The organism is Lewinella sp. W8, assembly GCF_004375085.3.
Classification (GTDB): Bacteria; Bacteroidota; Bacteroidia; order Chitinophagales; family Saprospiraceae; genus Neolewinella.
The window spans coordinates 388,246-411,493 of sequence record NZ_SNAQ03000002.1 but is presented as its reverse complement, the minus strand read 5'-3'; the positions used below and the strand labels follow the sequence as shown (position 1 = coordinate 411,493).

The following is a 23,248-nucleotide window of genomic DNA, read 5'->3' as shown; positions in this document are numbered from 1 at the left end:
AAAGGGTAAACTACCTTTGGCGGCCACCTGAGTTTGCCATGCTTCATCGGATCATTACCCTGAGCGTTCAGCATAAGCTGATCGTTTTCCTGCTCACTGCCGCCATGGTGGCACTCGGGGTGTACAGTTTGCTGCACCTGCCCATCGGAGCGGTGCCGGACATCACCAATAACCAGGTCCAGGTAATCACCACCAGCCGTGATCTGAGTGCCCAGGACGTGGAGCAATTCCTGACCTATCCGATTGAATTGGAAATGGCCAACCTTCCCGGCGTGGAGGAAATCCGGTCCGTGTCGAAGTTCGGGCTGTCCGTGGTGACGGTCGTATTCTCCGATGACATGGGGACTTACCTTCCCCGACAGCTGATTGCCGAGCGCATTAAAGCAGCGGAAGAAAACATCCCCGCCGGTTTCGGAAAGCCCGCCATGGGCCCCATTTCTACGGGACTGGGAGAAATATACCAGTACATCCTTGACGTGCAGCCCGAGTACCGGGAAGACTATACCGTCAGAGACCTGCGGGAAATCCAGGACTGGATTGTCAAAAGGCAACTGGCCGGAATTCCCGGAGTGGTGGAAGTCAACACCTGGGGGGGCTTTCTCAAGCAGTATGAAGTGGCCATTGATCCCGAAGAACTGCGTGGACTGGGCATCACCGTTCCCCAGGTGTATGACGCGCTCGCCAGCAACAACAGCGTTGCCGGCGGAGGATACATCGAACGGGCCGGTCAGACCTACTTCATCCGTGGGGAGGGCAGGGCAGAAGACCTCGAAGATATTCGTAACATCATCGTCTCCCGGCGAGGAAGCCGCCCCGTGTACGTCCGCGACGTGGCCACGGTAGGCTTTGGCTACGCCAACCGCTTTGGCGCCATCACGGGCAATGGCGAAGGGGAAAAAGTCATGGGGCAGGTCATGATGCTGAAGGGGGCGGGGTCCCGGGACGTGATCGAGGCGGTCAAGACCCGAGTGGAAGAGATCAGCTCCACGCTTCCTCCCGGCGTTTTCATCAACCCCATCGTCGATCGTAGTGAGTTGGTGGGCCGGACTACGGCTACGATCACCGAAAACCTCGTGCTGGGGTGTCTGATCGTGGTGTTTATCGTGGTCCTCCTGCTGGGCAACCTGCGCAGCGGATTGGTCGTGGCCTCCATCATCCCCCTCAGTTTGCTTTTCGCCCTGAGCTGTATGTATTTCTTTGGCGTCGATGCCAACCTGATGAGTCTGGGGGCCATTGACTTTGGCATCATCATCGATGGAGCGGTAATCATTGTGGAGTACATCGCCTTCCTGATGGTGCGTGCCCGGGTGCGGGGAGGCCAGGCTGGCGCCGTCTCACTCACGGCTTCCCGGGACGATCTGGCCATCCGGGGCGCCTCGACCATGATGCGCTCGGCCATCTTCGGCCAGTTGATCGTAATGGTGGTTTTCATCCCCATCCTGACGCTGTCCGACGTTGAAGGGAAAATGTTCCGGCCCATGGCGTTGGTGTTTTGCTTCGCCCTGCTGGGAGCAGTGCTGCTCTGTCTGACCTACGTTCCCGCCATGGCTGCGGCGGTGATGCGTGCGCCCCGTAACCCGAAAGGAACCTTTTCCGACCGGATGATGGCCTTTCTGGAAAGATGGTTTACCCCCATCCTGACATTTGCCATGCGTCTGCGCGCGGTTGTACTGCTGGGGGCCGTGCTGATGGTGGCGGGAGCTGCCTGGCTTTTTTCAGTGCTCGGGGCAGAATTTGTGCCAACCCTCGACGAAGGGGATTTTGTCATACAACCGGTCCTGAAAACGGGAACTCCCCTGAGCGAAACCGTCAACATCACCACCAAAATCGAAGCCATCCTCTTGGAGTTTCCGGAAGTCCGACAGGTGGTTTCCCGGATTGGAGCGGCGGAGGTTCCTACCGACCCCATGTCCATGGAGGAAAGCGACGTGATCATCACCCTGACGCCACCCGATGAATGGACCACGGCCGAAACCAAGGACGAATTGGCCGATGCCTTCAAAGAAGCTTTGGCCGTGATCCCGGGAATGGAAGTAGAATTTACGCAGCCCATTGAAATGCGCTTTAATGAACTGATTACCGGCGTACGGGCCGACCTGGCCATCAAAATCTACGGAGAAGACCTGGACGTACTCACCCGGCTAAGTGCCGAGATTGGCGAACTTCTGGAAAGTGTCCCCGGTGCTGCAGACGTTACCGTTGACAAAATCTCCGGTCTGCCGCAGCTTAGCGTAACCCTGGATCGGGAAGCGATCGCCCGCTACGGGCTTAACGCCGCCGACGTGAATGATCTCATTGCTACGGCCTTTGCCGGGCGGAAGGCCGGAGATATTTACGAAGGCGAACGGCGATACGACCTGGTCCTACGCTACCGGGAGGACTACCGCACCAGTATCGAAAATATCCGCAATGCCTACCTGCCCCTACCGGGCGGAGGGCAAGTGCCGCTAAGCGAACTGGCAAGAATTGAAAGAACGACGGGGCCAGCAATGATTGCGCGTGATGATACGCGTCGCAGGGCAGTGGTTTCGGTGAACGTCCGCAACCGCGACCTCCAGTCCGTGGTGGAAGACGCTCAACGGCTGATTCAGGACAACGTAAGCCTGCCTCCGGGGTACCTGGTGACCTATGGCGGACAGTTCGAAAACCTGAGCGCGGCCCGCGACCGCCTCCTGCTGGCGATCCCGGTAGCCCTGTTGCTCATTTTTCTGCTGCTGTATTTCGCGCTGGGCTCTTTCCGGGAAGCGCTGCTGGTTTCCACGGCAATCCCCTTCTCCTCCGTAGGCGGGGTACTGATGTTGTGGTTACGCGGCATGCCCTTCAGCATCTCGGCGGGCGTTGGATTTATCGCCCTCTTCGGCATCGCCGTACTTAACGGCATCGTCCTCATTGAGCACTTCAAGGAGCTCTGGCGATCCGGACAACGTGACCGTCAGCAGATCGTCATCCGGGGAACCCGCGATCGGTTGCGGGCCGTGTTATTGACGGCTTCCTCTACTGCCCTGGGCTTCCTGCCCATGGCCATATCCACCTCCGCCGGGGCAGAAGTTCAACGCCCCCTGGCTACGGTGGTAATCGGTGGACTATTAACGGCAACCATCCTTACCCTCATCGTTGTCCCCATCCTTTATTCCATATTTGGCTTTCACGGGGTCAGCCCGTCTTCAGCGGACAATCAGGGGGGCGCTGACGCGCAGGTGCAAAGACCAGGGGGAGGGAGCCTGCTGACTGGGTTGCTCCTCCTCGCCGGCGCTCTCCTGCCATTGCACCACACGAGTGCACAGACCACGCTTTCTCTGGAGCAGGCGCAAACGATCGCCGTGCAGCAAAACCCCCGGCTTACTCCCCTACAACAACAAATCCGGCAGCGTGAGGCCGTCATTGATGCTGGTCACCAGTTCGCCCGAACGGATTTTATGGTGGGCAGGGACGAATTAAACATCAGCCCGGAAGACCGGATCGCCACCACCATTGGCGCCGCGCAACGGTTTGGTCCCTTCGGGGCAAATCGGGCCCGCCGTAGTCTGGCCGTAGCGCAGGTCGCCGCCGCCCGCCTGGCTCTGGAAGAGACCCAGTGGGAAGTGAAACGGGACGTTGCCCTGGCGTACGTGGAGGCTTTCTTTGCTACCGCCGAAGTGAGTATTCACGCCCGCATGGATAGTCTTTACCGGCAAATGGCGGCTGCCGCCGAGCGAACCGTTTCCCTGGGGGAATCTTCCTACCTGACGGGCCTGACGGCCCGCGCCGCCCAGCGGGAAAGCCAACTGGCCCATGACCGGGCCACCCTGCGCGCCAGCGCCGCCCGCAAACGACTCTTTGCGGTCCTGAATCAGGAAGACCTCGGAGAAGAATTAGCCCGGCCCTTTCCGGCATTCGGACCCGACGGGGCTACCCCGGAACTGGTTGCCACACATCCCGCCATGCAGCGCCTGACCCAGGAACTACAGCTGGTTGACGAACGGGAGAAACTCCTGGTAGCGGAACGGAAGCCCGACTGGTCCCTGGAATACTTCATTGGAGTTACCGGAGGAGGAGAAAGACTGTATCAGGGCTTCATGGCGGGCACCAGCATTCCCCTTTCCCGGCGGGGAAGCCGGGCTCAGCTGGCCGGTCAGCAGCTTGAACGGGAGGTGTTGAAGTCCCGGATTCTGGAGGTAGAATACCGCCTTCGGTCCAATTATGATCAGCTGTCAAGCACGCTGGAGGCACAACGGGCTACCCTGAGCTACTTCGAGCAGACGGGGACTTCCCTGGCCGAAGAGCTTCGCCGCACCGCCAACGGAGCGTATCAGCGCGGGGAAGTAGATGTTTTTGCCTACCTGCAGGCGATCACGCAAAGCACCCGACTGGAATTGGATCAAAGCCGCGCCCTGGAAACCTATTGCTCAATCGTGGCCAGGATGGTCCACTTAAGCCCGGAAGAATAATGAATTGGATCTGTGATAAGGACGGTGTTCAGTACCGCAAATCGCCAACCGGTACCGTTGGTACCGACGAAGGGAAAAAGGTGAGTAAATGGGCGCTCAACCTAATTGGAGCAACCTGCCTGTTGTTGCTTCCTGCTTGTGGTAACGATCAGGCGGCTGATCCGGAAATGGGAATGGCCAACCCCGAAATGATGGAGGAAGATCATGGACACGATGATGGACTGGTCCTCAACCTGGCTCAATTGGAAGCGGGAGACATGCAACTGGGTACTCCCGCCAGCCGGCCCTTCCATGATCGGGTGCGTGCTGCTGGAAACGTTGACGTTCCCCCCGAATACAAGGCATCCGTAAGTGCCTACTATCCGGGTTACGTCCGCCAGTTAAAACTCATTGCCGGAGACCGGGTACGTCGCGGAGAACAGCTTTTTCGCATTGAAAATCCCGAATTGATCGCGTTGCAGCAATCATTGCTGGAAACCAGCATGGACACCGCCCGGCTGAATTCTGAAGCGCGAAGGCTGGAACTGCTGGCCCGTGAAAACATCGCCGCGGAAAAAGATGCCATCGCCGCCCGGGCGGCGGTTGATCGGGCAAAGGCCCGGCTTGCGGGGCTGTCCCGACAATTATCCAGTATCGGCATTGACCCCGGAAAGGTAAGCCCGGAAAACTTCCTCACCAGTATTGCCGTCAGGGCTCCCTTTAGTGGACACGTTACGGAAGTAAACGCTACCACCGGCGAATATCTGACACCGGGGAACTCCGCTCTGAACCTGATCAATACGGATCACATCCACCTCGAATTAGAGGTTTTTGAAAAGGACATCATCTCCCTGAAGGAGGAACAACCAATCATTTTCTGGCTGCCAAGTATGCCCGGAAAAACGGGCGGGGCCGTCATCCACCGAATCGGTAAAACCGTCGAGGACGACCGACGGACCGTGCACGTTCACGCAGATCCCGTACCAGGAGAACTTACCGCCGCACTGCTACCCGGTATGTTTGTGGAGGCAGAAATCCTGACCGGTGCCGGAGAGCGTAAATTGGCCGTCCCGGAGGAGGCTGTCGTAAACTTTGAGGGAGTAGAATATATCCTTATCGTGGAGGAGCGTAAGGGGGACGAAGTTCATTTCAGACAGGAAATTGTCAGCATCGGACGGACCAAGGATGGTTGGACCGAAATCGTCAGCGGGCCAGAACTGACAACTGAGAGCAGTTTGCTCATCAGTGGTGCGCATAAGCTGGTGGGAGAAGGATCCGCGCACGCGCACTAAATTGAAACTTTTTGTGGAAGTGGGAGCATTGTTACCCCAGACAATTATCTGGCTCCCATCGTCTACGCTGGTTAGGACACCGGCCTTTCACGCCGGAAAAACGGGATCGTCGCCCGTTGGGAGTACCTCAATTGCTGTCATGCATTAGCATGACAGCAATTTTTGTTTAAAGACAAGCGACGGTGACAAAATGTCTTGACTGGCCGAAAAGAAAGCGACAAAATGACATTTACTTCGTTGAGAAACCTTCGGGAACGGGTTTTGCCAGGATAGGGGCGTGCGCTTTTGCACAAAACGTAAAAATACCGAGAGATGAAACTCATCAATTATAATCCTGCTCTTCCTTCCGACCTCTTCCGCTTTTTTGATGACCCCTTCACCAAAGCCAAACACGGCTTCCGCCCAGCGGTAAACATCATCGAAACGGAGGATGCTTTCAAGCTGGAAGTCCTCGCCCCCGGCCGGAACAAGGATCTCTTCAATGTTGCCTTTGATGACGGCACCCTCGAAATTTCCTACACCGCGGAAAAAGAGGGCGCGGAAGTAAAGCCCGATTATCGCCGTAAGGAATTTAGCCTGGCGGATTTTACCCGTCGCTTCACGCTGGATAACACGGTAATTGACGATGAAGCCATTGAAGCAACTTACGTCGACGGTGTTCTCCGCCTGCATCTTCCCAAGCGGGAAACGGCCCTGAGTAAGGCTCCCCGCCAGATCGCAGTAGGATAACCATCGTCTGATTTATATCCAATCTACTTGTAGGGCCATTCCGGTACATCCGGAATGGCCCTTTTTCTTTTTCCATGCCGGGTCAATTCTGGGGGATCGCTCCGTAGTTTTCCGCTTCTGAATTCGGGGTGTCGTCAAACTCAATGCGTAGGGGAATGTCACGTTCACTACCGTAGAGCTTGATTTCCGTAATGTCTGCGGGCATATTGTACCCATTGGCGTCGATGGCAGTTTTTACGTCCCGGATAATTCTGCCGCGTTTGACGATGGCACTGGCCCGGTAATCGCGGGTAATGACCCAGAAAAAAACCTTGAGGTTTACCGTACTGGCTCCCAGACTGTCTTCCACCACAAAGTTTTCGTGCTCCTCATCGTGGACGAGCATGGAATGCTGGTCCAGCACCTCCTGAATGACCGTCTTGGCCCCTTCGATATCGTCTTCGTAGGCAATGCCTACCGTAAACTCATGACGGATGAACCCATCAGCGGTGAAGTTTTGCACGGGCTGGGTCAGGACGTCTGAATTAGGTATGTAGATATCCCTTCCGTCAAAGGTTTTCAGGTGCGTATACCGAAAGTGTAGTCCCAGGACCTTTCCGAAATGTTCGCCCACGCGAATGGTATCACGAACGTCGAATGGCCGGTTGAAGGCCAGGACGATCCCGGAGATGAAGTTCTCTCCAATGTCGCGGAAGGCAAAACCCAGAATGATGGCTCCGGCACCCACGCCACCAAGCAAGCCGGCAGCAAGGCCAATGAGGCCTGCCGCTCGTAAGGCTAACATCACCACGCCCACCAGCAGCAACGCACGGAAGCTGATTGTCAGAAACCTTCCCATCAGGGGGTCCTTCAGCCGGCTAAGGATTTTTCGCCCCGCCAGCCTCGATAACCAGCGCGTAAGGATAATACCGACCACCACAATGAGCAGCGCCAGAATAATTCCGGGAACTGCTTCAAGCAGATCGTCCCGAAATTCCTGAAATACGGAGCCTATACTTTTGACCTGATCTTCCATACTTCTTATAAGTACGGTAGCCCCGGTATTTGTTTGGTGAGCAGCTTATTGCGCCAGTTTGATGACCACCACCGTATCCACTTTCAGGGAGGTTTGCAGGTATTCCTGTAATCGAACGCCTTCCTCCTCGCGTTGCCGCCTGGTTTGCCTCGCCGTAGATGGCTCGGTATCTAAGACCACCAGTGGGAGGTTGTCACGGTAGGGGGGCTCATCGTCGGGACCAAATTTACCCGATGACTGTGCTCGGGCCAACCTGACGTTGCGAACCTCCGGGAAGGCCAGCATCAGCTGCCGGGTGAACCGCAGGAAATCCGTGGTATCCATTCGGTATGTGCTCAGCTGATTCTCCACCCGCTCTGACTTAGCCACGGCCCGTCGATTGCTTTCCTCAATGGCCGAAAGCTTGGTCTCCAGATCATCCAGTGTATTCAGTTCGTATTGCATGCGGTCCAGCCGTTCGAGGTTGAGACTGTTGTCCTGAATGACGCGAATGGATGCATTGGGGAGTCGGTAATTTTCACCGGTCAGCACCTGATTGAAGTAAGCGATACTGTCCAGCGTTATCGGCCGGTCAACCAACTGAAGTACCAATAGATGACTGTCTGGGGGAACGTCAATCAATTTGTAGTCCACACAGTCGTCGAGGAAAAAGTCCTCTACGAAGCGTTCTGCGGCCTGAGACTGATTCAGGTTACGGATGGCCTTCCGCATCGTGATGTATCCGGGGATGATCATACAAATACTCACCAGTCCAATGATCATTTGACTCTGGCGGGCCTCCTTCCGGTTAATGTATTTCTTGTACGGAAAGCGCAGCAGCCGGATGATGATGTAGGCCGTCGTAGCGATAAAGAAGGAGTTCAGAAAAAACAGGTAGAACGCCTGTAAGAAAATTGTCCAGCTTTCACCCTGACTCACGGCGGCTACCACCCCGTAACCCGCCACACAAAGTGGCGGCATCAACGCGGTTGCAATGGCTACCCCCGGAATGGCGTTCGATTTGTCGGCCCGGGACACCGAGATAATTCCGGCCAGTCCACCAAAAATCGCCACCAGGCCGTCCAGCAAATTGGGGGCCGTCCTGCTCTGCATCTCCTGAGTAAAGGTATCAAATGGGGTGAGGGAGAAGTACAGAATACTGGTCACCAGCGCAATGGCAATGGAAACCCCAAAGCTGCGCAGGGCGACCCAGAGCATATCCCGGTCGTTGGTACCCACCGCCAGACCAATCCCGAGAATGGGATTCATCAGCGGGGAAATCAACATCGCACCAATGATCACGGCCGCCGAATCTAGGTTGAGGCCAAGACTGGCAATCATGATGGAACAAACGAGCATCCAGGCGTTGGCCCCCCGCATTTTCTTGCCCTCGACAATACTCTTGATGGTACCCTGACGGTCCATCCCCTCCCGGAGATCCAGAAAGTCTTCGAACCATTCCCGTAGCCCCCAGCTCTGATATATGGGGCCACTACCGTTACCGTTCTCGTTTTCTTTTTCTGGTTGCTCTGCTATCACGGAGTATCTTAGTTGAGAAGGCCATCGATCATTTCCAGGCGGCGGTCACTCAGGCCGGCCAGCTCTTCGTTGTGGGTTACAATGATAAAGGTTTGCGCGAAATCATCACGCAGCTTGAAGAGTAAACGGTGTAATTCTTCCGAGCTGGCGGAATCCAGGTTTCCGCTTGGCTCGTCGGCAAACACGATGGCGGGTTGGTTAATGAGCGCCCGGGCTACGGCTACCCGCTGTTGTTCTCCGCCGCTGAGTTGGTTGGGCTTGTGGGTGGCCCGGTCGGCCAGCCCGAGGTAATCAAGCAATTCCATGGCTCGGCGCTGGGTGCTGGCTACCTCCTGTTTGTTGATGTAGGCAGGGATACAGACGTTCTCCAGCGCCGTAAATTCCGGCAGGAGATGGTGGAATTGGAAAACAAAACCGATCTGTTCGTTCCGGAAGGCCGCCAGTTGACGGTCTCGCAGGGTGAATACATTCTTTCCGTCAATAACCAGATCACCACCGTCGGGACGGGCCAGGGTGCCCAAAATGTACAGCAAGGTACTTTTTCCCGCACCAGACTTTCCCACAATACTCACCAATTCTCCCTTTTCAACGTAAAGGTTAACGCCCCGCAAGACCTGGAGGTCGCCAAAGCTTTTGGTGATATTTGTCGCTCGGATCATAGCTGTATCAATTGAAAATTACGGTACGGTTGCCGAAGGGAAGTACCAGGTGCTTGAGTTGCAGGTAGATGGCCCGGCTGAGTACCCGCTTCTCAACGTCCTTACCGATTCTTTTAAGGTCCGCAATACCGTCACGATGACTGACCCGCTCAACGTCCTGAGCAATGATGGGCCCCTCGTCCAGGTCCGCCGTAACGTAATGGCTGGTCGCACCGATCAGCTTTACCCCCCGTTCAAAGGCAGAGTGATAGGGGCGGGCCCCCTTGAAGGCCGGCAGAAAGGAATGGTGGATGTTGATGATCCGGTGGGAAAATTGGGCGCAAAAATTGTCCGACAGGATTTGCATATACCGGGCCAGTACCACAAAATCAATTTCCAATTCCTCCAGTATCGCAATGGTTTTTGCTTCCTGTTCGGGTTTATTGTCCCTGGTGATGGGGATGTGATGAAAGGGAATTTCAAACCGATCAGCAATGTATTGCAGCTGGGTGTGATTGCTGATAATCGCCGGAATGTCACAGTCAAACTCCCCGGAGCCGTATCGCTGCAGAATGTCAAAAAGACAATGACTCGCCTTGCTGACGAAGAGGGCCATCCGGGGCTTACGGTCGGTAAAGTGGAGCTGCCACTTCATCTCATTGGTCTTCCCGATCAGAGTGGCAAAATAATCGTTAATCTTCTCTTTCGGAATCACAAAATCCGTCAGGTCCCACTCAATCCGCATAAAGAAATGCGCCAGATCACGGTCCACATGCTGGTCCAGATTGATGATGTTTCCACGATTTTTGTGTACAAACTCGGTCACGAGGGCCACCAGGCCCGGCCGGTCCGGGCAGTGAATGAGTAGTATGGCGCTATTAGTCAAGGGTATCCGCGTTTGGCGGGGCAAGATAGGTATTTCCTCGCTCTGCTCCTGCCCCTAGCCCGGGTCCTGATCCTCCAACTGTTGATCGATGAATTCCCGGTTGGTATTCAGCAGATCTTCCAGCATATTAATGAGCCGATCCATGTCCGAATCAGTACCCTGACCAACGCTGGATATCGCCCCCTGACGCTGCCGCTGACGGTAAAACTCCCGGAACCCAACCAGCACTTTTTCCATGTCAATTGTCCGGCGCTCCAAATGATGCAACTGCTCGTTGACCACCGATGCGGTATACGACCGTTTTGCTGTGGGCTTGGCGTTACGATGTATATCCGGGCGATCTTCCAGCGGGGTGACGAGTAAGTCCTGGGCCTCAATGCCAAAGTACTCGGCAATCCGCACGAAAGTAGCCGCTCTGGGTTCCACAATGCCCGCCTCGTAGGAGGCAATGTTGTTTCTTTTCAGCCCTAAATCATCAGCCAGGGCACGCTGACTCATTCCACGAGAATTTCGCAGAAAACGAATATTTTGACCAATGACAGATTTCTTCAAGGCAATGATTGATTCTAAACAAGAGACAGTCCGAAAATAAGCATAAACTGGCACATAACAACGTGTTTGCACATCTACTGTTGTGGTTGCTATTGCTTAACCCCTTATTGCCAGGGACTTTCTTCAATATAGTATAACAATAAAAATGCGCTACCGTCAGGTTCATGACGGCAGCGCAGCGTAAAAAGTCTCAATGAACTAATTCTTTAGGCAATGGCAAAAGCCTCCTTAAGTTCGTTCATTTCTTTCTTCGCTTGACGGATTTTCACCAATTGATTTTCCAGAATCTGCTTGATTTCTCCGTGAAGGTTGAGGTCGCTGAGAATGTCCTCATACGTCTCCACGGCACTTGATTCGCCACGGACGCATTCGTTCAGAATAACTTCTTCATCCTGGTTGCTGATGGCGGTCCGCAGGCTCATCCAAAAGCGATGAATGTCGGCAATGGTACTGGTACCCTTGTCTGGCTTCACGCCAAATCTGGTCATAATCTCTTTAATTTCATGACCAAAATCGTACCGCTGCTTACTGAGCGTGGTGAATCTACTCTTTAGGGTTTCGTTGTTTACGTTGTCGGCGGCTTCCTGGTAACCTTTCTCACCGTCATACAGGGTGGTCAAAAGGCTGTTTAATTTGTTGTTTAAGGCTTCGCTGATGGTTTCCATAATGGTTTTTTTGGGAATGGCTCTAGTGGCCTGATTGTAATTAAAAAACTGATTAATAGGTTTTTATAATGGTGTTTTCGTTTAATGTAACCGTTTTGACCCTCCTCGCGTTCGGTGAATGATCGATTTTTTTGCGGGGGACCGCAGGTGCCACGATTGGCCCCATAGAAGGCAGGGCAGGATGGGGATATTGCGGGATATTTACGCGGAGAAACGAATTTCGGATTACCCACCGATCGGATGATAAATACTACTGACAAAGGCCCTAGCTTTGTCCCATGAAAATCATTTTTGTTGACCGCGATGCTCACCCCTTCCTCCGCGAGGCCCTCGCAGGCGCGGGCCATACCGTAGATGATCACCAGGGCACCCCCCGGGAAGAAATTTTGAATATTCTGCCCCACTACGATGGGCTCATGGTCCGGTCAAGACTTAAGATTGATCGCGAACTGCTGGATGCCGGCACTTCCCTGAAATTTGTCGCTCGTTGGGGCGTTGGTACCGAGCATATCGACCTGGACTACGCGGCGGCCCGCGGCATTCGGGTGTTCAACAGCCCCGAAGGCAGCAAGCATACGGTTGCGGAGCATACCGTAGGCATGGCCCTGATGCTCCTCAACCACCTGGGGAGAGCCGACCGGGAAGTTCGCGCCGGCCAGTGGATTCGGGGGGGGAACCGCGGCCGGGAACTGGGCCACCTGACCGTCGGACTCATCGGCTACGGAAATATGGGGCAAATGACCGCCCGCCGGCTCTCGGGATTTGGTTGCCGGGTCATCACCCACGATAAATACCGCGAAAATTACGGCGATGAATACGCCCGGGAAGTGAGCCTCGAAGAACTTCAGCAGCGGGCCGATTTGGTGTCTCTACACATCTTCTACGAAGGCAACCACCACTACGTCAACCGGGAATGGATCGATGCCTTTGCCAAACCCTTTTACCTCATCAATACGGCCCGGGGCCTGATCCTGAATACGGAAGATTTGGTTGCCGCCATGCAGTCGGGGAAAATTCTCGGGGCGGCACTGGACGTGATCGAATACGAAGAGCAGTCGTTTGTCCACCTGGATCCTGAAAATCTCCCCGGCCCTTTTCATTACCTCCGGGAGGCGGACAATACGGTGCTGACGCCCCATATCGCCGGCTGGAGCGATGAGGCTGAGGAAGGCCACGCGCGGACCCTCTTCAAGAAAATAATGCACTACCTGGAAAGCCGATAGTTTGGAAACTCTCATTTTTGGAATTGATTACCTCGGCACGTTGGTCTTTGCGATCAGCGGTGCGGTCGTTGGGCTCGAAAGACGCTTCGACGTATTTGGCGTCCTTATCCTGGCACTAGCCACCGCCATCGGCGGTGGAACCCTCCGCGACGTACTCATCGGCAGCACTCCGGTAGGGTGGCTCACCAACCCCCATTACCTCTATCTGGTCCTGGCGGGAGTATTGATTAGTTACCTGCTCAAGGACGTAGCCGTCCGGTGGAAACGGGGGATGTTCCTCTTTGATACCATCGGCATCGCACTCTACACCATCCTGGGATTGCAGAAAACCCTGGACGTGGGACTATCGCCCACCGCCGCGGTCTTGATGGGCGTGGTTTCCGCCGTCTTTGGGGGCGTCACCCGGGACGTCATGGCCAACCGGGTACCCCTGATTTTCCGTAAGGAAATCTACGCGTCGGCCTGCCTGGCCGGAGCGCTTTGCTTCCTGGCCCTCGATGCGCTCATCAATGAATCGATTGCCATGCTCATCTCCATTGCCCTCGTCTTCGTCATTCGGGTGCTGGCCGTCAAACGACGCTGGTCTCTGTCGCTGGAGACGTAAAATAAAGCACCCCGCAGATGCGCTCCGCGGGGTGATTAAAACAGCTATTTGAGACTTAATTAAACTACCTTAAATCCTTGGGTGGAATAGTGGTGGTAGCTTGATGAATTAGTTTTCTTTTTTCTCAATTTTTTTGACCTTCTTCGCCCCCTTTTTGGTGACGATCATGATGGCACCATCGTAGCCCTCCAGGTCAAGCTCAACGAGCTTGTCGCCTTTGTAGACGTTGACGGTGGCAATGTCCTCGGGACTGAGTTCGGTGATGTCACCGTCCTTCTGGCGCTCGCCATCGATGAAGTAGACAACGTTGTCCTTGTCCAGGTCACCTGCGTTGATCCGCACGGCCCGCGTTTTCTTCACTTCTCCTTTTACGGCTTTGGCCCCTTTCTTGGTGACAATCATCACGGCTCCGTCGTATCCCTCCAGGTCGAGCTCCGTTAGTTTCTCTCCTTTGTAGACGTTGACGGTGGCAATTTTGTCGGGGTCAAGATCGGCGACCTCCCCTTCTTCGAGTCGTTTGCCGTCGATGAAGTAGGCGACGTTATCACCCTCCATATTACTGGTCTTGATCCGGACGGCTCCCTTGGCTTTTACTTCCTCTTTGGTCTTAATGGTAATTTTCGTGGGCTCGGGAAGGCTGTCAACGATACCGCCAATGGAAAGTGTCCTGGCCAGACTCGGCAGTACGGTAGCGGTGCCCCCAATGGAGGCCCGGTTAATGATAACCGGACTGCTGGCCAGCCCGCGGGAACGCTGCCCACTGATGATGGTCGGGTTTGCCGAAAGGCTGATTGCGGCGTCGGTACTACCGATCAGGCGCGGGGCCGTGGCCAGGGTAAGGAGCTCATCGTTCGTGGAAACGATGCCGGCCAGACTGGTGCTGCTACAGTCCAATGTCTTGCTCATCCGGGCCGATCCGTTGATGATGACCGGAGCCGTATTGGAGCGGCTCTGCGCGTAACGGTTGAGGGCCCGACGGTACATCTCCTGGGCCCGCGCGTCATTGCTCACGGGTGGCTGGGGCGGACAATCATCGCAACAGTCCGGTACCGGATCGGCCGCCGTTTCGGGCGCCGCCAGGGTGGCGGCTACCGGGGCTACCGGTTTAGCCGTGGCGGAGGCCGTTATGGTTACGGGACTAAGGTCGGCAATGGCCGTGGCGTCGGTAATGTCGGCAACCACTTTAGCGGGCTCCTCGGGACAATCCGTGGCACCTGCGTCCGCGCCCAACTGAGCAAACCCGGTCTGGGCGGCGGCCAGGAAAACGATCATGAGGACGGAGAGGGCGTACTGTCCGTCTCGTTTCTGGTGATCACCTCCGAAAAGCCGTTGAATACGGGAAGTAAAGGGTGTTTTCGTTGCGCTCATGGCTAATTTATTTTGGGGTTGAATGGAAGATCGGGCCACCGTTACCAGGGCCGTGGCGTAAGTCCGCCGGTCGTCACAACGTGCCGCCACCCAGTCGTCGCAGCGGTGCTCCCGCTCCTGATCGATGATGTGGCAGAGGGCGTGGGCCGCCGGATGAAAAAAGAAAAGGGTTCGCAGTAACTGTTGGGGATAATTCAGAAAATGGTCGTAGTGCCGCAAATGGGCGATTTCGTGCAGCAGGATGGTGCGGGCCATTTCGGGCGTCAGTTCATTGACCAGCGCCACCGGAAAGACAATCACCGGCGACCACCACCCGAGGGTCATAACTTCCCCGGCCCGCTCGCTGATCTGACAGCGAACCCGCGCCAGCATAGGGTAGCGGTCAAGCTCACGGCGGAATTGTGCCCGCCAGGCTTCGGGAAGGGCTAGGGTGTCCTGGTGCCGAAGGTTCCAGCTGCGTTTTTGGTCGCGTACCAACAGCAGCGTCGCCGGAAGGAGCCCCAGGACGTAAGCGGCTGATAACCAGGGAGCATAGGACTGAAGACTGCTCAGTAGACTCTCGGTCGGCGTGGCCGCCTCCGGCGCCGCAGGCCCCAGAATGAACAGGTTGGTGGCAACGGCTTCGGCACTGCATTCCACCACGGGTTCGTACAGGTAAAACAGGCTGACAACAAAGCTGGCTCCCAGTCCCAGCAACGCCAGGTACGCCAGGTTGTGGCGTGCCCCCGGTCCGGGAAGGAAGGGGAGGATCGTACGCACCACGCAGTAGAGGAGGGCGCCAATCCAGAGGCTGTGCAGCAGCGCCATTCCGAAGGCCGTGGCCATGGGAAGTAGGGTCGATGTCCAATCCATGACTTATTGCTTTTGCTCGTTGATCCACTGCTGGAGTTCGTCCAGCTCTTCGGGCGTAGGTTTTTCACTACCCAGGGCACGCAGGGCAAGGTTTACCGTGGAGCCCCCGAAGGCCGTATCGGCCAGACGGTGAAAAAGCCGGCGCTCCACCTGCTCGCGCTTCACGGCGGCGCGGTAGGCGTGGGTGCGCTGACTCGTGTCCCGCTTCACCAAACCCGCCTTGGTCATCCGCTGCAGTTGGGTCAATACTGTGTTGTAGCTGACCTGACGGCGGGCGGTCAGCCGCTCGTGCAAGTCCTGCACCGTGGCCGGCTGCTGCTGCCACAGCAAATCCAGTATCTCGAGTTGTGCCTCCGAAGGCAGGGGGATTTTTGACATGATTGATGGGTTATGCGGCAAATATATACTACAACCGTAGTACTACACAAGTAGTTTAACTACAATTGTCGTATTTAATTGTGCTTTTAAGGAAATTTCTTTCCCTCGTCTCCCAAAAAGAAACTTTCCTTCCTCTTCTTACCACCGGCTTGCGCTTGTCCGGCCTAACGTAATGGGACTGGGAAATAAGCCTTCCCCAAGATTTCTTCAGTCTTCCTTCTTCTTATCCTTATCCTGCCTACTACCCGCTACCTGCTCTTAACGGTATCCTTAGCCTTCGCCTTACGACCGGCCTGCGGAGCAGACCTTTTCCAGAATCTCCGACTTCCTTCTTCTTATCCTTGTCCTGCCTACTACCCGCTACCTGCTCTTAACGGTATCCTTAGTCTTCGCCTTACGACCGGCCTGCGGAGCAAGCCTTTTCCAAAATCTCCGACTTCCTTCTTCGGTCTTCCTTCTTCCTCAGCCTTACCCTACCTACTACCCGCTCTTAACCGTCTTTTCAGCCTTAGCCTTTGTCCTAAATCCTCAAGCCTTGATCCTAAACCAGCGACCGGCCTGCGGAGCAGACCTTTTCCAGAATCTCCGACTTTCTTCTTCGGTCTTCCTTCTTCCTTCTCCTGCCCGCTACCCGCTCTAAACTGTCTCCTTAGCCTTCGCCTTACGACCGGCTTGCCGAGCAAGACTACTCCAAACGCACAGCCTTAGCCTCCGCCCTAAATCCTCAAGCCTTCCTCCTACATCCTACTGCAGCCTCCGGCTGCTGCTCCCCTTCGACTAACATCCCGCCGAACTCGACCAATGCCAAATTTTATGCACAACGAAACCCCGGGTGCCAAACGTTAATAAAGCGTAAAAACGAAACACCCAAATGATTACCGTACTCACCTACGTTGCCCTGATTACCGGCGGACTGCTCATCCTGATGTTGCTCCTCTCCATTTTCAGTGGCCTGGATCTCGACCTGGATCTCGACTTTGGCGACGTGGAAGTCGACGGAGGAGGAGGTTTAGGCATCCTCAAAGGATTCCTGACTTTTTTCTCCATCGGCTCCTGGACGGTAAGAATTTTTCTTCTTTCGCAATTGGATCCCGTAATCGCCTTCACCGTAGGTATTGCCGCCGGTGGAGTAGCGGTTTATCTGCTCAGCCTGTTTCTCAAATTTTTGCTCTCCCAGCAGGAAAACGTGAACTGGTCCGCGCAGGACGCCCTGCTGCGGCCGGGTAAGGTGTACCTGAAAATTCCTCCCGACGGGGAGGGCATCGTCAAGGTAGACCTGAAGGGCACCTACCGTGAACTGCGGGCCCGGGCGACCGAAGGACAGGAAATCCCCACGGGTACTCCGGTGCTGGTGGAAGACGTCCAGTCCGACGGCATCGTCGTGGTGAGCCCCCATGATGAATGAAGGAAGGATTGAAGGATTGATGGATTGAATGATATAAAAATTGACTCCTTCCATCATTCAATCATTCACTCCTTCAATCAATTTGTCCATCAATCCGTCAATTGGGGCGAGGACGCAGGTGCCATGAAATGGAATCCTCGTGCTCAGCCGGAATGCCGAGCCTTAACCAAATAAGCAATGACCCGGGATTCCCTCCCATCCCGGTCTGGAAATAAACACACCCTATTCTTCACACAAAATTTTACACCTATGGAACTTCTCTTGCCAATTGGACTGGTAGTATTTGTCTTCTTCCTGGTCTTTCTCTTCTTCGTCAGCCGCTACAAACGTTGTCCGTCGGATAAAATCCTGGTCGTGTACGGTAAAACGGGAGGAGAGGCTTCGGCGAAATGCTACGCCGGGGGTGCGGCCTTCGTCTGGCCCGTCATCCAGGATTACAAGTACCTGGATTTAACGCCGCTGTCCATTGACGTTAACCTACAGGATGCGCTTTCCAAGCAAAACATCCGCGTGAGCGTACCCGCTCAGTTCACGGTCGGTATCAGCAACAAGCCCCACCTGATGCTGGCGGCTGCCGAGCGTCTGCTGGCCCTGGACCGCCAGAGCATCACCAACCTGAGCCATGACATCATCATGGGACAAATGCGTCTCGTGATCGCCAACATGGACATCGAGGAACTGAACACCGACCGCGACAAGTTCGTGGACTCCGTGTACAGCAACGTGGGAGACGAGCTGCACAAGATCGGTCTGGAGCTGATCAACGTGAACGTTACCGACATTCAGGACGAAAGCGGCTACATCAAGGCCCTCGGTCAGGAAGCTGCCGCCAAGGCCATCAACGACGCCAAGATCAAGGTGGCCAATGAGGTCCGGACCGGTAGTATCGGTGAGGCGGAGGCCCGCCAGGATCAGCGCACGAAAGTAGCCGACGCCGAGAGCCGGGCGTCCATCGGGGAGGCCGTGGCCGAAGCCAAAGCCACCGAGGGTAAGAACACCAGTGCCATCAAGATCGCCAACTCTAACGCCGCGCGTGACATCGAGTTGGCCGAAGCCAATCGCCGGGCCGAAGCGGCCCGCAAGGTAGCCGCCGCCCAGGCCCGGGAGGAGGCGTACAAGGCTGAGCAGTCGGCCGAAGTCGCCCGTGCTCTGGCCGAGAAGGCCCGTATGGAGGCCGAAGAAGTGGTGGCGGCGGACATCGACCGCCAGAAGGCCGTCATTGCCGCCCAGGCCGAAGCCGAGAAGCGCCGGGAGATCGCCCGGGGTGAGGCGGACGCCGTCCTGGCGCGCTACCGCGCCGAAGCCGACGGTATGGCCGAACTGCTCAACAAACAGGCCGAAGGATTCGATAAGCTGGTGCGCGCCGCCAACGGCGACGCCCAGAGCGCCATCGGCTTCCTGATGATCGAGAAGCTTACCGAGCTGGCTAAAATCCAGACCGACGCCATCAAGGACGTCGAAATCGATAAGGTGGTCGTGTACGACAACGGAAACGGCCAGGGCGTGGGCAACTTCGTCCAGGGCCTCTACGGCATGGTGCCCCAGTTGAACGACTTCCTGAACCAGAGCGGCATGAGCCTGCCGCAGGCCCTGGTGCAGCAGAAAATCGAAAAGCCCGCTGCTTCCCAGAACGGCCACGCGCCGGAACCGGAAGCGCCGGAGCAGACGACTATTGAGTAGTTTGATTCGCAGTCTTGCAAAGTCCCATCTCCCGTCCTGGGGGATGGGCTTTGTTTTTTAGGGGTCGTCGGCCGAAACGCGAGGCACGAGCAGGTTCATCCGCCGACCGGGACTCTCCTCGGCGGTCGAGCTGAAATTCATCATGGATACTGGATGCCTATTGCTCGCTCATCGGCTGTCTCCCGAGCACCGCGAGGGGCCATCCGATGCGTCGAGCGGGAGAGGGGATCGATTATTGGCGGCGTGACACCTCGGATGAGCGCCGCTACGCTGCGACGCATCCGAGGAGCACTGAAGACTTCCAAACTAAATCATTAACTGGACGAGCGCCGCTACGCTCGAACGCATCCAATGAGCACTAAGGCCTTAAACCTACATCCCGAAAAGAACTTTCACCGGACCTCGAAACATGCCGAACTTAGGAGGAAGATACCTGCGTCTCAGTAAGGAAAACCCTCCGGGTAAGCGCTCCTACCTGCAAGCTGAAGTCGCCCGCTTCGGCGATCCATTGGTGGTGGAGACCTACGAAGGCCAAGTCTCTTGCGGTGAGCGAGAAGGAAACTTTGGTGCGCTGCCCGGCCTCCAGCCGAATTCTTTTAAATTTCCGCAGCCTACGGACACTAGGGGCTACGCTCGCATAATGATCGGTGCTGAAGAGCTGCACAATATGCTCGCCGTCGCGATCACCCGCATTGATGAGGGTAACGGAAACCTCCAGGGGGTCTTCGGGAGAAAACCGTGTTTTACTCACCTTCAGGTCTTGATATTGCCAGTCGGTGTAACTCAGTCCGGTGCCGAATTCGAATTCCGGTTGGTAGGCAATGGGCGCCCCCTGAATTTCCCGGTTTTCGGACGACTTATGGTCGTAGGGCGTCAGGCTGTTGGGGTAGCGGGGATAGGTGACGGGAAGCCGACCGGAAGGATTGACGCGTCCGGATAAGATCCCCGCAATCGCGGCGGGGCCGCCGTGCCCGGGGAGGAAGGCCACCAGAACCGCCGGAATGTCGTCCGCGAAGTGAGAAATCACCCGCGGCCGCCCTTCGAGCAACAACAGCACGATTTTCTTTCCTGACCGGACGGCCGCCCGAGCCAGGTCCGCCTGATCATCGGGGAGGTACAAATCGTTCAGGCTGCCGAAGAACTCGGTATAGCTTGACTCTCCCAGACACAGCACGATGGTATCCACCTTTGCGGCAGCTTCGGCAAATCCTTCCAGGTTCAGTGACCCGGCTTCGTGGGTGCAGCCCGGGAAGAAATTTACCTGGGCGGCGCCAAATTCCTCCTCAATGGCCGACAGTACGCTTGGGTGCTCCTCGGGGTCAAGCTCATCCGTTTGCTCCCCCTGCCAGGTGTACGTCCATCCCCCGTGCAGGCTGCGCTTGCTGTTGGCCGTTGGGCCAACCACCAGGATTTTTTCGTCGGATCGGAGGGGGAGTGCCGCAGCCTCATTTCTGCACAGAACCACGGATTCTTCCGCCGCCTGCCGGGCCAGCGCCCGATCCCGCTCGGGGGATTGCGGGAAAGCAGGAGGAATTGGGGCATCAAACAAACCACAATGCTCCTTCAGCGTGAGGATTCGCCGGACGGACTCGTCCAGCCGGGATTCCGGAATTTCTCCGGTGGCCACCAGGTCGATCAGGTGGTCGGTAAACTCGGTTTCCAGCGGGGTCATGCTCAGGTCGATGCCCGCCTCAATGGCGATCCGGACGGCACTCCGGTAAGAATCCGCAATCCGGTGGCGATCGTAGAGGAAGACGATGTCTTCCCAGTCCGTCACCAGCACTCCCGTAAACCCCAGTTCGTCCCGGAGCAATTCCCGGAGTAGCTTCGGGTTGGCGTGCACCGGAATGCCGTTGATTTCGGCGCTGTTGACCATGATGGAGGGCGCCCCGGCCCGGATGCCGGCCCGGAAGGCGGGGACAAAGTATTCCCGCAGTTGCCGTTCCGGAACCCAGGCCGGCGTACGGTCTTTACCACTCACCGGAGCGCCGTACCCCAGGTAATGCTTCAGGCAGGAGGCCGCCGGCCGGACCCGCTCGATGCCCCGTACCGCCGCCGCGGTCAGTACCTCCCCGGTACGTACGTCTTCGCCGAAGGTTTCCCACAGCCGGGGCCAGCGAGGGTCGCGACAAAAGTCGGCCGATGGACTGAACAGCCACGGGATACCCGCCGTCACCGTATCCCGGGCGGAAAGGGCGAAGAGTTCCTCCACCAATTCCGGATTGCCGGTAGCGGCCAGGCCCAGTTGCTGCGGAAACAGGGTGCTTCCCATGACGTAATTGGCCCCGTGGATACTGTCGATGCCGTATAGGACCGGAATCCCGAGTCGGGTATCGGTCGCTGCCGCCTGAATGTCCTGCAGGATCTCGCGCCAGCGGGTGGGCGTATGGGCGGAAGTACCTACGTTCAGGATGGAACCCACTCCCCGGGTGACAATAATTTCCCGCAGCTTTTCCGGAGATAGCTTCAGGGGTTTCCGCAGTTTATAGGCTTTACCCTCACTCACCAGGTCAATCGTCACCTGGGTCATCTGCCCGGCTTTCTCGGCCACGGTCATCCGGGACAGCAGGTCCTCTACGCGCTCACTCATGAAGGCAAGATAAACGTTTGGTTCCGGCTCAAAAACTTAGCTGCCCCCCAACACCCCACGGCACCATCAGACTAACAGACCAACAGACTAACAGACTAACAGACTAACGAACTAACAGACCAACGCACCAACCCCGCCTCACACAATTCTTTGCACCTGCGTCCGCGCCCCAATGTGGAAGGTCTCCGGAGAATTGCCCTCCAATCCGTGGAGCTGCAGCAGACCGGGCTGTTTCCCGACTTCAAGGCTTCCCAGGCTATCGTCAAATTGCAGGGCCTCGGCTCCGTTGATCGTCGCCCACCGCAGCAGGGTGGCGAAGGGGACGTAGCTCTGGTATTTACTGATGGTCCGCAGTTCCTCCAGAATGCTGAGTTGCCAGTTCGAGGTAAGGCTGTCCGTTCCCACGGCCACTTTGGCTTCCATTTTGAGGAAGGTATCGTAGCGCGGTAGTCGGTTTTCGATGTATAGGTTGGCGTTCGGGCAGGTCACCCAGTAAACGCCGTTCCGTCCCCATTCCATGGCGCCCCTGATGGCCTCCTCATCGGTGAGGGTATTGTGCACAAAGAGGGTGCGATGCCGGGGATCCATGTGTTCCATGGCGTGAAAGATCGATCCCTTTCCGGTGGGGGAGAAGTGGCTCAGGCTGGCGCCAAAACCCTGGAAGAAGGCGTGAAAGGGTCCGGTGCCGTGCCGGAACAACTCTTCTTCGGCCGGCGTCTCCTGGTTGTGGATGGATACGGTGCCCGGACGCTCGTTGAGCGCATTGATTTTTTCGTAGAGGGGCGTACTGACGGTGTAGGGAGCGTGGGGGACGGCACTCTTTCGGTTGCCACTTTCCTCGCCGGCCTGGCCCTCAAATACGGGGAGATACATCTCGAAGGCGCCCTCGGCGCGCTCGGGTTGCAGGAAGTCAAACATCTCCACGAAGCTGTAGTAGCGAATGGGGCTTTTCCGCTTCGTCGGGGCGGTATCCAGCTTGTTGCAGATGTCTCCCACGGCCTGGATGCCTCCCGCCCACATCAGCTTGTCTTGCTCCTCAATGGCCGCATCGATGGCTTCCTGGGGCATTTCCCGGAGCGTGACCACGTCCACGAGAAAGGGCAGCAAAGTCTTGCCCGTCTGGCTTTTACCCACGAGGTGACTGAGCTCCAAATGGCAGTGGGCGTTGACGAAACCCGGCACGAGGATGCCCTCAATTTTTTGCACGGATGCAGGTGCCGTGCTTCCGGGTAGGGCCGGGTCAATAATCTCCCGAATGGTACCCTCATCATCAAGGCCAACAATGCCGTTGGCGATGGGGGCAGCCGTAATGGGGTAGAGGTAATCAGCGCTGTAGTAGGTCATGTGGGGGCGAATGAGGCCCGGCGAAGGTAAGCAGAGTTCGGCGAGGAGCGCAACAAAAATGGCCGCCCGAAAAGGATTTCGGACGGCCACTTTCCTACGGGGA

17 protein-coding genes are annotated in these 23,248 nt (G+C 56.4%); 7 read left to right on the top strand and 10 right to left on the bottom strand.

Going from position 1 to position 23,248, the window contains the following annotated elements; translation table 11 throughout:
- Window positions 1-38 precede the first annotated feature (38 nt).
- From E1J53_RS04105 to E1J53_RS04095, 3 genes are all read left to right on the top strand, one after another.
- Window positions 39-4,427 (top strand): CusA/CzcA family heavy metal efflux RND transporter, encoded by a 4,389-nt coding sequence (locus E1J53_RS04105; protein ID WP_134271389.1) that lies wholly within the window; start codon window positions 39-41, stop codon window positions 4,425-4,427.
- On the top strand, window positions 4,427-5,698 hold the full coding sequence (locus tag E1J53_RS04100) for an efflux RND transporter periplasmic adaptor subunit (protein WP_134271391.1): 1,272 nt from the start codon (window positions 4,427-4,429) through the stop codon (window positions 5,696-5,698). Before E1J53_RS04105 ends, E1J53_RS04100 begins: the two co-directional genes overlap by 1 nt.
- Before the next feature lie 312 nt (window positions 5,699-6,010).
- Window positions 6,011-6,427 (top strand): Hsp20/alpha crystallin family protein, encoded by a 417-nt coding sequence (locus E1J53_RS04095; protein ID WP_134271393.1) that lies wholly within the window; start codon window positions 6,011-6,013, stop codon window positions 6,425-6,427.
- An 82-nt stretch (window positions 6,428-6,509) separates the two neighbouring features.
- Here the strand turns inward: E1J53_RS04095 and E1J53_RS04090 are convergent, their stop codons facing one another.
- From E1J53_RS04090 to E1J53_RS04065, 6 genes are all read right to left on the bottom strand, one after another.
- The gene (locus E1J53_RS04090) at window positions 6,510-7,442 is read right to left on the bottom strand and encodes a mechanosensitive ion channel family protein (protein ID WP_134271395.1); all 933 of its coding nucleotides are present in this window, start codon (window positions 7,440-7,442) and stop codon (window positions 6,510-6,512) included.
- A 45-nt stretch (window positions 7,443-7,487) separates the two neighbouring features.
- Complete coding sequence (locus E1J53_RS04085; RefSeq protein ID WP_134271397.1) at window positions 7,488-8,960, bottom strand: DUF389 domain-containing protein; 1,473 nt, start codon at window positions 8,958-8,960, stop codon at window positions 7,488-7,490.
- 8 nt (window positions 8,961-8,968) lie between these two features.
- A complete protein-coding gene (locus E1J53_RS04080) occupies window positions 8,969-9,619 on the bottom strand; it encodes an ABC transporter ATP-binding protein (protein WP_134271399.1) in 651 nt (216 codons plus the stop codon).
- A 7-nt stretch (window positions 9,620-9,626) separates the two neighbouring features.
- Complete coding sequence (gene purU, locus E1J53_RS04075; RefSeq protein WP_134271401.1) at window positions 9,627-10,484, bottom strand: formyltetrahydrofolate deformylase; 858 nt, start codon at window positions 10,482-10,484, stop codon at window positions 9,627-9,629.
- A gap of 54 nt (window positions 10,485-10,538) precedes the next feature.
- Window positions 10,539-11,090 carry a helix-turn-helix domain-containing protein gene (locus E1J53_RS04070; protein ID WP_368671725.1) on the bottom strand — a complete coding sequence of 184 codons (552 nt, stop codon included), beginning with the start codon at window positions 11,088-11,090 and terminating at the stop codon, window positions 10,539-10,541.
- Between the two features lie 152 nt (window positions 11,091-11,242).
- Window positions 11,243-11,701 (bottom strand): PA2169 family four-helix-bundle protein, encoded by a 459-nt coding sequence (locus tag E1J53_RS04065; RefSeq protein WP_134271405.1) that lies wholly within the window; start codon window positions 11,699-11,701, stop codon window positions 11,243-11,245.
- Between the two features lie 278 nt (window positions 11,702-11,979).
- Here E1J53_RS04065 and E1J53_RS04060 point away from each other — a divergent pair, with 278 nt between their 5' ends.
- Both E1J53_RS04060 and E1J53_RS04055 read left to right on the top strand, forming a co-directional pair.
- On the top strand, window positions 11,980-12,924 hold the full coding sequence (locus E1J53_RS04060; protein WP_134271407.1) for an NAD(P)-dependent oxidoreductase: 945 nt from the start codon (window positions 11,980-11,982) through the stop codon (window positions 12,922-12,924).
- Window position 12,925: 1 nt separating this feature from the next.
- A complete protein-coding gene (locus E1J53_RS04055) occupies window positions 12,926-13,528 on the top strand; it encodes a trimeric intracellular cation channel family protein (RefSeq protein ID WP_134271408.1) in 603 nt (200 codons plus the stop codon).
- Window positions 13,529-13,636: 108 nt separating this feature from the next.
- On the opposite strand, the gene E1J53_RS04050 is transcribed toward E1J53_RS04055, so the two are convergent.
- Window positions 13,637-15,748, bottom strand: coding sequence for a M56 family metallopeptidase (locus tag E1J53_RS04050; protein ID WP_134271410.1), 2,112 nt, complete (start codon window positions 15,746-15,748; stop codon window positions 13,637-13,639).
- 3 nt (window positions 15,749-15,751) lie between these two features.
- Window positions 15,752-16,126 (bottom strand): BlaI/MecI/CopY family transcriptional regulator, encoded by a 375-nt coding sequence (locus tag E1J53_RS04045; protein WP_134271412.1) that lies wholly within the window; start codon window positions 16,124-16,126, stop codon window positions 15,752-15,754.
- Window positions 16,127-16,997: 871 nt separating this feature from the next.
- Here E1J53_RS04045 and E1J53_RS04040 point away from each other — a divergent pair.
- Together E1J53_RS04040 and E1J53_RS04035 are read left to right on the top strand one after the other, a co-directional pair.
- Window positions 16,998-17,531: a hypothetical protein gene (locus E1J53_RS04040; RefSeq protein ID WP_134271414.1), complete on the top strand. Its 534-nt coding sequence runs from the start codon at window positions 16,998-17,000 to the stop codon at window positions 17,529-17,531.
- Window positions 17,532-17,780: 249 nt separating this feature from the next.
- Complete coding sequence (locus tag E1J53_RS04035; protein WP_134271416.1) at window positions 17,781-19,211, top strand: flotillin family protein; 1,431 nt, start codon at window positions 17,781-17,783, stop codon at window positions 19,209-19,211.
- A 418-nt stretch (window positions 19,212-19,629) separates the two neighbouring features.
- Here E1J53_RS04035 and E1J53_RS04030 read toward each other — a convergent pair whose 3' ends face one another.
- Together E1J53_RS04030 and E1J53_RS04025 are read right to left on the bottom strand one after the other, a co-directional pair.
- Window positions 19,630-21,801 (bottom strand): glycoside hydrolase family 3 N-terminal domain-containing protein, encoded by a 2,172-nt coding sequence (locus E1J53_RS04030; RefSeq protein WP_134271418.1) that lies wholly within the window; start codon window positions 21,799-21,801, stop codon window positions 19,630-19,632.
- A 138-nt stretch (window positions 21,802-21,939) separates the two neighbouring features.
- Window positions 21,940-23,235, bottom strand: coding sequence for an amidohydrolase family protein (locus tag E1J53_RS04025; RefSeq protein ID WP_368671724.1), 1,296 nt, complete (start codon window positions 23,233-23,235; stop codon window positions 21,940-21,942).
- Between the last annotated feature and the right edge of the window lie 13 nt (window positions 23,236-23,248).

Excerpts from the sequence above, each read along its gene's own strand:
- E1J53_RS04105 (WP_134271389.1), top strand. The coding sequence starts at position 39 with ATGCTTCATCGGATCATTACCCTGAGCGTTCAGCATAAGCTGATCGTT.
- E1J53_RS04100 (WP_134271391.1), top strand. The coding sequence starts at position 4,427 with ATGAATTGGATCTGTGATAAGGACGGTGTTCAGTACCGCAAATCGCCA.
- E1J53_RS04095 (WP_134271393.1), top strand. The coding sequence starts at position 6,011 with ATGAAACTCATCAATTATAATCCTGCTCTTCCTTCCGACCTCTTCCGC.
- E1J53_RS04090 (WP_134271395.1), bottom strand. The coding sequence starts at position 7,442 with ATGGAAGATCAGGTCAAAAGTATAGGCTCCGTATTTCAGGAATTTCGG.
- E1J53_RS04080 (WP_134271399.1), bottom strand. The coding sequence starts at position 9,619 with ATGATCCGAGCGACAAATATCACCAAAAGCTTTGGCGACCTCCAGGTC.
- E1J53_RS04065 (WP_134271405.1), bottom strand. The coding sequence starts at position 11,701 with ATGGAAACCATCAGCGAAGCCTTAAACAACAAATTAAACAGCCTTTTG.
- E1J53_RS04060 (WP_134271407.1), top strand. The coding sequence starts at position 11,980 with ATGAAAATCATTTTTGTTGACCGCGATGCTCACCCCTTCCTCCGCGAG.
- E1J53_RS04050 (WP_134271410.1), bottom strand. The coding sequence starts at position 15,748 with ATGGATTGGACATCGACCCTACTTCCCATGGCCACGGCCTTCGGAATG.
- E1J53_RS04045 (WP_134271412.1), bottom strand. The coding sequence starts at position 16,126 with ATGTCAAAAATCCCCCTGCCTTCGGAGGCACAACTCGAGATACTGGAT.
- E1J53_RS04040 (WP_134271414.1), top strand. The coding sequence starts at position 16,998 with ATGATTACCGTACTCACCTACGTTGCCCTGATTACCGGCGGACTGCTC.
- E1J53_RS04035 (WP_134271416.1), top strand. The coding sequence starts at position 17,781 with ATGGAACTTCTCTTGCCAATTGGACTGGTAGTATTTGTCTTCTTCCTG.
- E1J53_RS04030 (WP_134271418.1), bottom strand. The coding sequence starts at position 21,801 with ATGAGTGAGCGCGTAGAGGACCTGCTGTCCCGGATGACCGTGGCCGAG.